This window comes from Caldibacillus sp. 210928-DFI.2.18 (genome assembly GCF_020554505.1).
GTDB lineage: Bacteria > Bacillota > Bacilli > Bacillales > Caldibacillaceae > Caldifermentibacillus > Caldifermentibacillus hisashii.
This window is the reverse complement of record NZ_JAJCHL010000098.1, coordinates 1-10,372: the sequence shown is the minus strand read 5'-3', so window position 1 is coordinate 10,372 and position 10,372 is coordinate 1. Positions and strand designations below refer to the sequence as shown.

The 10,372-nt window shown below is 34.4% G+C and carries 9 protein-coding genes; all 9 read left to right on the top strand.

All coding sequences use genetic code 11. The annotated features are described in order from the left end of the window. Positions 1-132: 132 nt before the first annotated feature. The 9 genes from flgK (at position 133) to LIZ98_RS15200 (ending at position 10,275) form a co-directional block, all read left to right on the top strand. Positions 133-1,722, top strand: coding sequence for a flagellar hook-associated protein FlgK (flgK, locus tag LIZ98_RS15240; RefSeq protein WP_227140149.1), 1,590 nt, complete (start codon positions 133-135; stop codon positions 1,720-1,722). Between the two features lie 78 nt (positions 1,723-1,800). Continuing rightward, complete coding sequence (gene flgL / locus LIZ98_RS15235) at positions 1,801-2,661, top strand: flagellar hook-associated protein FlgL (RefSeq protein WP_227140148.1); 861 nt, start codon at positions 1,801-1,803, stop codon at positions 2,659-2,661. 92 nt (positions 2,662-2,753) lie between these two features. Continuing rightward, positions 2,754-3,326 (top strand): DUF6470 family protein, encoded by a 573-nt coding sequence (locus LIZ98_RS15230; protein ID WP_227140147.1) that lies wholly within the window; start codon positions 2,754-2,756, stop codon positions 3,324-3,326. A gap of 115 nt (positions 3,327-3,441) precedes the next feature. Beyond that, positions 3,442-3,888 (top strand): flagellar assembly protein FliW, encoded by a 447-nt coding sequence (gene fliW / locus LIZ98_RS15225; protein ID WP_227140146.1) that lies wholly within the window; start codon positions 3,442-3,444, stop codon positions 3,886-3,888. 4 nt (positions 3,889-3,892) lie between these two features. Continuing rightward, positions 3,893-4,117, top strand: coding sequence for a carbon storage regulator CsrA (csrA, locus tag LIZ98_RS15220; protein WP_227140145.1), 225 nt, complete (start codon positions 3,893-3,895; stop codon positions 4,115-4,117). A 147-nt stretch (positions 4,118-4,264) separates the two neighbouring features. Next, a complete protein-coding gene (locus tag LIZ98_RS15215; RefSeq protein ID WP_227140144.1) occupies positions 4,265-5,107 on the top strand; it encodes a flagellin N-terminal helical domain-containing protein in 843 nt (280 codons plus the stop codon). A 109-nt stretch (positions 5,108-5,216) separates the two neighbouring features. Further along, positions 5,217-8,414 (top strand): glycosyltransferase, encoded by a 3,198-nt coding sequence (locus LIZ98_RS15210; protein ID WP_227140143.1) that lies wholly within the window; start codon positions 5,217-5,219, stop codon positions 8,412-8,414. Between the two features lie 19 nt (positions 8,415-8,433). Continuing rightward, positions 8,434-9,579 (top strand): glycosyltransferase, encoded by a 1,146-nt coding sequence (locus LIZ98_RS15205; RefSeq protein ID WP_227140142.1) that lies wholly within the window; start codon positions 8,434-8,436, stop codon positions 9,577-9,579. 393 nt (positions 9,580-9,972) lie between these two features. After that, positions 9,973-10,275, top strand: a complete 303-nt coding sequence (locus LIZ98_RS15200; protein ID WP_108898716.1) for a hypothetical protein — start codon at positions 9,973-9,975, stop codon at positions 10,273-10,275. Positions 10,276-10,372: the final 97 nt, after the last annotated feature.

Here is a 10,372-nt window from a genome sequence, read left to right as displayed (position 1 = left end):
CCAAAACCATTTACATCAAGCATTTAAACAAGATTTTGGACTGCGAAAGTTGAGTAAATAAAATTAACCACCCAAGTTTTCAAAGGGATAAAAAGAGTGTGAAACCTCTTGATAGAACGGAGGATGAAATAAATGGTATCAACATTCCATGGTTTAGAAACAGCCAAACGCGGCATGACCACCCAACAATTGGCACTATATACAACCGGACATAATATCGCAAACGCCAATACACCGGGTTATACAAGACAACGAGTCAGCTTTGCGACAGCGGAACCATTTCCCGGTGCCGGACTGAATCGCCCGCAAATTCCCGGACAGCTTGGTACCGGAGTTCAGGCAGGAACAATCGAGCGGATTAGAGAAAGCTTTCTCGATGTGCAATATCGTTCAGAAAATACGAAACTGGGTTATTACAGCTCGCTCAGCAGTGCTCTGGCAAAGATGGAAGATATTATGAACGAACCATCGGATAGCGGATTACAAAATGTTATGAGTAAGTTTTGGAGTTCTTTGCAAAATTTAGCTGATCATCCAGAAAATCTGGGGACACGGCAAGTTGTGGCATCTCAAGGACAAATGGTGGCTGAAACATTCAACTATTATTACAATTCCTTGGATGGCATAAAAAAGGACCTCGGCAGTGAAATGGATGTGACGGTCAAAGATATTAATACAATCGTTTCGCAAATTGACGAGTTAAATAAACAAATCGCCAGTGTCGAACCCCACGGGATGTTACCGAACGACTTATATGACAAACGTGATCAGCTCGTTGATCAACTATCGAGTCTAGTTAATGTGAAAGTAACAGCAGTAAAACCGACCCAGTACGGACAACCACTTCCCACGGCTGTCGGTTTATATCAAATTGAACTTGTCCAAAAAGACGGAACCTCATTTGGCACAGGGGCTCAATTACTTACTGTTGATACGACCACCGGGGCGACCCAGCAAAATGAATTATCAATAACTGCTGAAAATGGTGTAAAAGCACCCCCCTTAAAAGGAAATGTCCAGTCTGTACAAGTTGGAAGTGTTACATTGGACAACTTGAATTTTTCAGGTAAACTAAAGGGATTAATCGAAAGTTATGGATATATTGATGCGAATGGGAAAGTCAAAGGCTATTACCCGGAAATGATGGAAAAACTGAACAAACTTGCCTATGCTTTTGCAAGTGAATTTAATCATATTCATCAACAAGGATATGGATTAGATAAAACCGATCCGGCCGGGGAGTTTTTTGATTTAGGCGGCAGTACGGACTATGATGAAACGATTAATTATGCTCAAATTATAAAAGTACGCGATGATATAATCAAAGACCCGACAAATATTGCGGCTGCAAAGACACCCGGTGATAATTCCGGGGATAATGAAATTGCTTTTGAACTAGCAGATTTGAAATCAAAGGATTTTAGCAATTATTCCGTTTCGTTACCGGATGATATGTCAGGAACGTTTGACTTTTATTATGCTGCAATGATTGGTGAACTCGGTGTCGCAGCCCAAAGTGCCAATACAAATATGGAAAATGTACAAGTACTGGTTGATTCTGTTGAATACAACCGGCAATCTGTCAGCGGTGTTTCATTGGATGAAGAGTTGACAAACATGATTACTTTTCAACATGCCTACAACGCATCAGCACGGATGATTACGGTCATTGATGAAATGCTCGATAAAATCATTAATGGGATGGGTGTTGTTGGCAGATAAAGGTATTTTTAATCGGAAGCCGGAGTGGCAAAAATACGAGAGGCCCTTAAGTTAAATTTAACAAAGGTGGTGAACGATATGCGGGTAACCCAATCCATGTTATCCAATAATATGCTACGAAACTTGAGCAACAATTATAATAAAATGGGAAAACTCCAAGATCAACTTACAACACAAAAAAGGATTACGAGGCCATCGGATGATCCGGTTGTTGCCATGCTTGGCCTTGGCTATCGTGACAGTTTAAATAAAGTACAACAATACAGTCGAAACATCAGTGAAGCAACTAACTGGCTTGATTCCACCGATGATGCAATTTCTCAAGGAGTGAAAGTTCTTCAAAGAATACGTGAACTGACTGTGCAAGCATCGAATGGAACATATGAAGAAGGACAGCGAGGAGCGATTGCCGTTGAGGTGGACCAGTTGAAGAAACAATTAGAGACCATAGCGCAAACACAAGTCGGTGGAAAATATATTTTTAACGGAGAGAATACAAACAAAGCACCAGCAGCTGGTAACTTTTCTGATGGTGATATTGAGTTGGAAATCTTTGACGGGATAAAACTTAATGTAAATACAAAGGGAAGCGAATTATTTAAATCAGTTTTCAACACATTAGATTCTCTTAAAAGTAAATTAGAAGATAAAACGGCAAGTGATACTGATATTAGCGGATTTCTTGATACCCTTGATAGCGAAATCGACCATTTCTTAAAAATTCAAGCCGATGTCGGTGCAAAACAGAACCGGGTTGATATGATGAAAGACCGGCTTTCTTCTCAAGAAACGATTGCAACTGAAATCATGTCGAAAAATGAAGACGTTGAGATTGAAAAAGTTATTACAGAGTTGATTACCCAAGAATCAGTTCAACGGGCCGCACTTAGTGTCGGTGCCAGAATTATCCAACCGTCCCTGGTTGACTTTTTAAGATAATGGCTGTATTAAATTTGATATAACACGTATGGGAGTATGGAAAGGCTATCTGACTGGGGATAGCTTTTCTTTTTAAGGAGGTGTGTCGGGGAATGAACTTTCCACAAATCCGACTTGAATCAACTTCAGCACGAATCGGTTTACATATAGAAAAGCCAATCCAAAAAATTGAACAACCGAAAGCTATTCAATCAATCGAACAGCCGAAAGCAGTCGTGAATATCGAAACCGTTCCCGGACGGCTTATCATTGACCAAACAGAGGCCCGGGCTGATCTTGGTTTTAAGACCATCCCCCGATTAGTTGCGGAAAATACTGAAGACGCAAAACGGATTGCTATGGAGGGAACTGCCCGAAGAGTTCGGCAAGGCGATGACCTGATGAGAATTGAAAATAAGACAAACCCGTTCCCGTCTCATGCCATCGAAAACGCTTATAAACCGGAAGCCCGGTTAACGATCGGTTGGATTCCTTCACCCGGAAGCGTAAAGATTAACTACGAGCCGGCAAAAGTAAATATTGAAGCAACACCACAGAAACCGATTATTCACACACAATTTCAAAAACCGCTTCATGACTACACACCGGGAAAGGTACATGTATATTTAGAACAAAAAAACTCATTAAAAATTGATTTTGTAAATCTATTTAGTGAAACGGTATAATTGGATAAGAGGATGGGGATTTCCGGTAACTGTAAGTTAAAATTGCTCTGTATGTGCACCTTTTGGGGTTTTTGGTAAGTGTGTACCTTATCCATATAAAATAGTAGGTGAATATATGAACATCCAAACAAAATATCATGGTGAAATAACGATAGAGGAAACCGATATTATTCAATTTGAAAACGGTATTCCCGGTTTTTTGAATGAACAGGAATTTATTATTTTACCATTAACAGAAGATGGAATTTACTTTGTCATGCAATCCGTTCGGACGCCGCAGCTTGCTTTTGTCATTACCAATCCGTTTATCTTTTATAAAGATTATGATTTTACTGTGGAAGATATGATCGTTAAACAATTGGATATAGAGTCTGCAACAGATGTCAAAGTATTTAATATTTTAACCCTTCAAGAGCCGTTTGAAGAATCAACCGTTAACCTTCAAGCACCAATTATCATCAATACAAAAAATAACCAAGCAAAACAGGTGATTTTAAACAACGAATCTTACAAAACAAAACACCCGTTGTTTATCGAATCCCCTGACTCGATAAAGGGGTGATTCGATGTTAATTTTGGCAAGGAAAAAAGGAGAAGCGATTCAAATCGGGAATGAAATTGAGATCAAAGTTATTTCCATCCAAGGGGATCAAGTCAAGATTGGCATTGAGGCACCCAAAACGGTAGAAGTTTATCGAAAAGAAATTTATGAGCAAATTCAAGAGGAAAACAAGCAAGCCGCAACGACTACGACGAATATCCTGGAACTAATCAAAAAGTCCCAAAAATAATAGAAAAAATTTTACGAAAGGCTAAACACCTTTCGTTTTTTGTCGATATAAGAAATGTAAGGGCGAACGAGGGCGGCCGACCTTGAACGCTCTGAAAAATCACGGCTCACAAGGACGTGAGCAATAAAATTCAAGGAGGAATTTTTTATGCGTATTAATCACAACATCGCAGCTCTGAACACATATCGTCAATTGAATGCTGCAAATACTGCACAATCGAAATCAATGGAAAAATTATCTTCTGGTCTTCGTATTAATAAAGCAGGAGATGATGCTGCAGGCCTAGCAATTTCTGAAAAAATGCGGGGTCAAATTCGTGGTTTGGACATGGCTTCTAAAAACGCTCAAGATGGTATTTCTTTAATCCAAACAGCAGAAGGTGGACTAAATGAAGTACATTCCATTCTGCAACGTATGAGAGAATTAGCTGTTCAATCTTCAAACGATACTAACGTTGAAGCTGATAGAACTGCATTAAATGATGAGTTTACACAATTAACTCAAGAACTAGAGAGAATTAAAGAAAAATCAACGTTCAATACTCAAGATCTGTTCAAAGGTTCATCAAGTGCTGTTAACTCTTCCGGTAGTTTAGTATTGCAAGTTGGAGCAAATGAAGGCGATGTTATCAATCTTGACCTTACAACTTCTGGGGTGAATTTAACAGATATTGTTTCTACTGCACAAAGCGCATCAATCGGTTCCCAAGCAAGTGCAGCAGCTGCAATCACTAGCATTAATGAACTAATTGAAACGGTATCTTCTGGACGTTCTTATCTAGGAGCTATGCAAAACCGTTTAGAGCATACAATTACAAATCTTGACAATGCGTCTGAAAACTTAACTGCAGCAGAATCTCGTATTAGAGACGTCGATATGGCGAAGGAAATGATGGAGCAAACGAAGAATTCTATTCTTGCTCAAGCTTCTCAAGCAATGCTCGCTCAAGCCAATCAACAGCCTCAAAGTGTTTTACAGTTACTACGATAATAATTGAACCTATCTCCATTTTGGGGATAGGTTATCTAAAAAAAGGTCGTATATTCCATTTTATACGATCTTTTTTTAGATAAAAATTTTTACTTAGGAGTGCCAGCTGATGAAACCTTTTTTGTCAATTTGTATGATAGTGAAAAATGAAGAAAATCTACTAAGAAGATGCCTTGATTCAATAAAAGGAATAGCAGATGAAATAATTATTGCCGACACTGGTTCAGTTGATAAAACGAAGGATATTGCCCTTGAATATACAGATATGGTTTTCGATTATACATGGGAAGATGATTTTTCAAAAGCACGTAATTTTGCTGCATCAAAAGCTTCTGGGGAGTGGATCTTTGTCATTGATGCAGATGAATTTGTAGATCGTGATAGTTTTATCAAATTTAAAGAGGATTTAAAAAATAACCCACCGGATTATAATATTTTAGCCGTTCAAATAGTGAACTTTGTTGGCATAAATGGTAAAGATACTTCGTTAAATTACCATGAAAGACTTTACAAAAATGATGGACTCATAAGCTATTATAGAAGTATTCATGAATTACTGAAGCACAAGGAGTCCAAAGAAAGAAGAGGCTTTTCTGACTTTCAAATATATCATTCTGGTTATATGAAAAATATTATCAATGAAAAGGAAAAGTCAAACAGAAATCTAACCCTGTTAAAAAAGAAGAAAGAAAAGGAACCTATTGATTACTATTTTCTTGGGAATGAATATGATCAATTAGGGGATTTGGATAAGGCAATAAAATATTATCAAAAGGGGTTTCAATTAAAGGATGATCTTAACAAGGACTGGGTAAAAAAATTATTACTACGCTTGGTGAATACTCTACATAAGGCGAATAGAAATAAGGAAGCATTAGAAATTATCGATTCTTGTGAACAAATCTATCCTTATCTTGTGGATTTTAAGTTTTACCGAGGGAAAATCCATTTTGATGAAGAAGATTATGAAAACGCAAAAGAAGTATTTGAAGAAATTTTAAGGAAGAAAAATGAATTAAAAGCTGATTCAAGTAACGACTTTTTAGAGTATTTACCTTATAAATTACTCGGAGAAATTTATGAGAGTGAAAATGAATTGCACTTAGCGGTCCATAATTATTCTCGTGCTTTATCAATTAATGATGCAGATGACTATGTTTGGTCGAAACTAATAAATCTATTAGCAAAACATTCCCCACTTGATGAACTTACAGAGTTTCTTAATAATAATTTATTAACGAAAAATAATATCACACCACAAAGAGTGATAAAGATTTTACTTGATGTTCCTGATTTAAATGCCCAAAAATTAACAAGATCACTTTTAGATGAATCGGAGTTATCAATAGATGAGAAAGAAGCCTTGTTCATAAAAAATTTATGCTTAGATGGTAATACAAATGAAGTTGTAAAAATAATAGCTGAAAAATCACCATCTCAAATATACTCCTTACTTACAAAAGGTATTTTCACTATTATTGATTTTATTATTCTCACAATTGAATTACAAAGTCAGGAATATCAAAAAATGCTTTACGATATAAAATTTGACAAGAGCATTAATAATTTATTTCATGTATTATTTAATAAAAAGCACAAAAAACTTGATGAATTTGAAGAAGAATTGTTTGTATCCATATTAAAACAAGCAAATGTCTTAGGCTGGGAAACGGTTATAAATCATTTAAACAGTAAAATGAAATATTTAAGTTTAAATGCCAAAACGAAACTTAAAAAAATAGAAAAGCAAATAGCTAAAAATGCTGCCCCACGTTACGTTCAATATGAAAAAAGTCAAAAAAATATTGATAGTAATCGAAAGAAGGAAATTGAGGAATTAAAAAAGGATATTGAGAATTTACTTTCAAATCAACTTTATGAGGAAGCTTTAACCATTGTTGATGAATTCTTAAAATCAGCTCCTTCTCATGTTGAATTGTATACTATAAAGGCAGTAATTTTGATTAATATGCAACAACTTGATAGGGCAAAAGTAGTTTTAGAAAAGGGACTTGAAATCGATCCTAACCATGTGGATTGTCTTTATAATTTAGCATATATTCATGAACAGGCTGGCTATATGGTATTAGCAATTAACTTGTATAAAAAAATACTATATTTAACTCATGAAAAAGAGCTTATTAATGAAATTAAAGGGAAAGTTCATCAGGCACAAACGATATTACGACAAAAAGAAATGAAAAAAAGGCTTGAAAACAGTAAATTTGCAAAAAAACAAGATTTGGTATTGAAAGATGAACAACAATTTAACAAAAGGTTGCACATTGTATATATGTTGACTCATGTAGGGATTTGCGGTGGTGTAAAGATTATACTTGAACATGCAAATAGACTTACAAAATTGGGAGTCAAAGTTTCATTAGTCTGCCACTTTCCTAAGCCAACGTGGTATCCTGTTGAAGCTAATTATATCGAAGTACCCTTTGATGTTGAACTAACTACGGGTATTCCGGAGTGTGATGTAATAGTTGCAACCTATTGGGACCATATTCAATCCTGTATAGATACAAAGATTGCACCAGTTGTTTACTTTGAACAAGGTGATTTTCATTTGTTTGATTATGAAAATATGGATGAAAACTTAAAGAAATTTATTTATCAACAATATCAACTTCCAAAGTTTATCCTTACTGTATCTAATCAGGCTGCAAAGATAATAAAAGCTGTTTATAATCGAGAGTCGAAGGTAATTTATAATGCGGTTGACACAGATATATTTAATCATGTGGACAAAAAATCTAGTTCTGAGAACACACCTTATATGTTAATGATGGGTGATGCACAGATAAAATTCAAAGGAATAGATCACATAATTGAAGCCTATAAAAAAGTAAAAAACGAAATACGAGATATAAGGTTGTTTTGGATAACACCAACTACTCCACCAAATAATTATGTGAGTGAAGTTGATGAATTTTTTGTAAATCCTTCGCAACGTAAAATAGCAGAACTATACAGTGGAGCATCGTTATTTGTGTCTGCATCATATTACGAATCTTTTTCACTTCCAGTATTGGAAGCGATGGCGTGTGGTTGTCCAGTAGTTACTACTGAAAATACCGGGGTGTTGGAATATGCCAAAGATAATGAAAATGTTTTGATGACAAAAATAGGTGATTCAAACGAAATTTATAAAAAAATAGTAAAGGTTTTAAGAAGTAACGGATTAAAGAAAAAGTTAATAACTAATGGTCTATCCATAGCTAGTAAATTTAATTGGGACAATATTTTATTTGAATTACAAAATCTATATAAAGAAGTAGCGTCATATAAAGTTAAAAAATGATCAGAATGATCACACTGTAATGGGAACAAACTCAAAATTAAGTGTTATATTAACAGTTTATAATTCAGAAAAATTCTTACGTAAGACAATAGAAAGTATCTTAAATCAAACATATAAAAATTTTGAACTAATTATTGTAAATGATGGTTCAACAGATAGTAGCGAAAATATAATAAAATCCTTCGAGGATGCAAGAATAAAATATATTTTTCAAGAAAATACGGGAGTGGCTGATGCAAGAAATAAAGGGCTAGATTTTGCAAAAGGTGATTTTATTACATTCCATGATTCTGATGATTTATCCGTTCCAAATCGATTTGAACTAATATTAAAGCAGTTTGATAATTATAATATCGGTGCTGTCCATTCTGATATGCTACTAATAAATGAAATGGATAATCCAATTGGTTATTGGCAATCAAAAAATATTGAGAAAGACAAATTATTAAGATACTTTATTAAAATCGGTACTCCCTTTAATAATCCAACTATAATTTATAAAAAGGAGACTGTTGGAAGTAACAGATTTGATACTAAATTAAAAATTGGAGAAGATACAAAATTTGTTTTAAATGTATTAAGAAACAGTAATACTCTACATGTGGCTGAGCCGTTACTTCTATATCGAAGACATGCTAATAATTCAACAAATAACAATAATTATGACACCTTATTTGCTCATGTAAACTCCATTTTGAAAGGAATTTCACTTAAGAAATTATTACCTGAACTAGAATGGGAAAAATATAGTCAAAATTTTAATATGGCTAGGGCTAAAACTATTGTCTCTTATTATTTATATAGAAGGGGCATGCATAGAGAAGCACAAACTTGGATAAATGAGGCACTATATCTATCAACGGGAGTAAAAAACACAGGTTTAGAAGATTTTATATTTGGAATTGGAAATATAATTAATAAGAATTATAAACAAGTGATAACATTCTTATCTCGTATTGTACCTAGAGATCATATAGTAGAAAATTTTTTAGGTGAGATATATGGGTTTAATAATGACACTGAAAATGCTATGAAACACTTTTTGAATGCTATAAAGTATTGTCCAAATTACCCTGATGCAATTGACAATTTAAAATCATTAGGTGGAATAAATAACCATAATTTCATTGATACTACATTTAAAAAATATATTAATTATTACTGATGTATAGAAAGAAAATAATTAGAAGAATAGGAAATCGAAATCATATAGCGATATGAAAAGTGTTATAACCATTAAGCCGGAACCGATTGAACATGAGGATTAGATTTTGAAAGAGTTTTAACGTAGCAATCTTGTTCGGGTGTACAAAACATTAGCTCGATAACTTGTGTTGCATTTCACTGCTGCCCCTTCATTGACATTTCGGATAATCGTTTTGATAGATTTTGCAGGAAATATAAGGAATTTTGTCGAAAATATATATTTATTAGGTTTTCAACTTCTGTTTGATTTCATATTAAATATAAAAATAACTGAACGGAAATCCTTATTTTATAGAACCGTGTGGAAAAAAATAGGGAAATCCTTCATATTCACTTTTAGGAGGAGAAAAATATGTACAAGATTCGTGGTGTCATAAGTTCATTTATACAGGATGGCAAAGATTATAAAATACTTGTAAAGGGTACAGAAGGATTTTTGGTTCGTTTAAAGAAAATTGGAAAAGATGAGGAATATAATTTGTGGGTAGATGTGAATCAGAATCAACCACAATCAGTTCTAAAGAAAACAGATGATACGATTCAACTTCCATCTACGTTCAAGGATTTAGCACTACATTGTTACCAAAATAAACAGGCAATAATTCTTACCGTGTCAGATACGTTGCAAGAAATTGCACAATTGGAGCTAAATTAACATGAAATATAAAGAGCAATTTTATAAGGATGGGCGTAAAAACCCTACGCCTTTAGGCTAGGGGATGTAAGCCCTAACGACCTTGCTCTTGAATATA

Bases quoted from the DNA above. Each gene is read 5' to 3' on its own strand.
- flgK (WP_227140149.1), top strand. From the start codon at position 133: ATGGTATCAACATTCCATGGTTTAGAAACAGCCAAACGCGGCATGACC.
- LIZ98_RS15215 (WP_227140144.1), top strand. From the start codon at position 4,265: ATGCGTATTAATCACAACATCGCAGCTCTGAACACATATCGTCAATTG.
- LIZ98_RS15210 (WP_227140143.1), top strand. From the start codon at position 5,217: ATGAAACCTTTTTTGTCAATTTGTATGATAGTGAAAAATGAAGAAAAT.
- flgL (WP_227140148.1), top strand. From the start codon at position 1,801: ATGCGGGTAACCCAATCCATGTTATCCAATAATATGCTACGAAACTTG.
- csrA (WP_227140145.1), top strand. From the start codon at position 3,893: ATGTTAATTTTGGCAAGGAAAAAAGGAGAAGCGATTCAAATCGGGAAT.
- LIZ98_RS15200 (WP_108898716.1), top strand. From the start codon at position 9,973: ATGTACAAGATTCGTGGTGTCATAAGTTCATTTATACAGGATGGCAAA.
- fliW (WP_227140146.1), top strand. From the start codon at position 3,442: ATGAACATCCAAACAAAATATCATGGTGAAATAACGATAGAGGAAACC.
- LIZ98_RS15230 (WP_227140147.1), top strand. From the start codon at position 2,754: ATGAACTTTCCACAAATCCGACTTGAATCAACTTCAGCACGAATCGGT.
- LIZ98_RS15205 (WP_227140142.1), top strand. From the start codon at position 8,434: ATGGGAACAAACTCAAAATTAAGTGTTATATTAACAGTTTATAATTCA.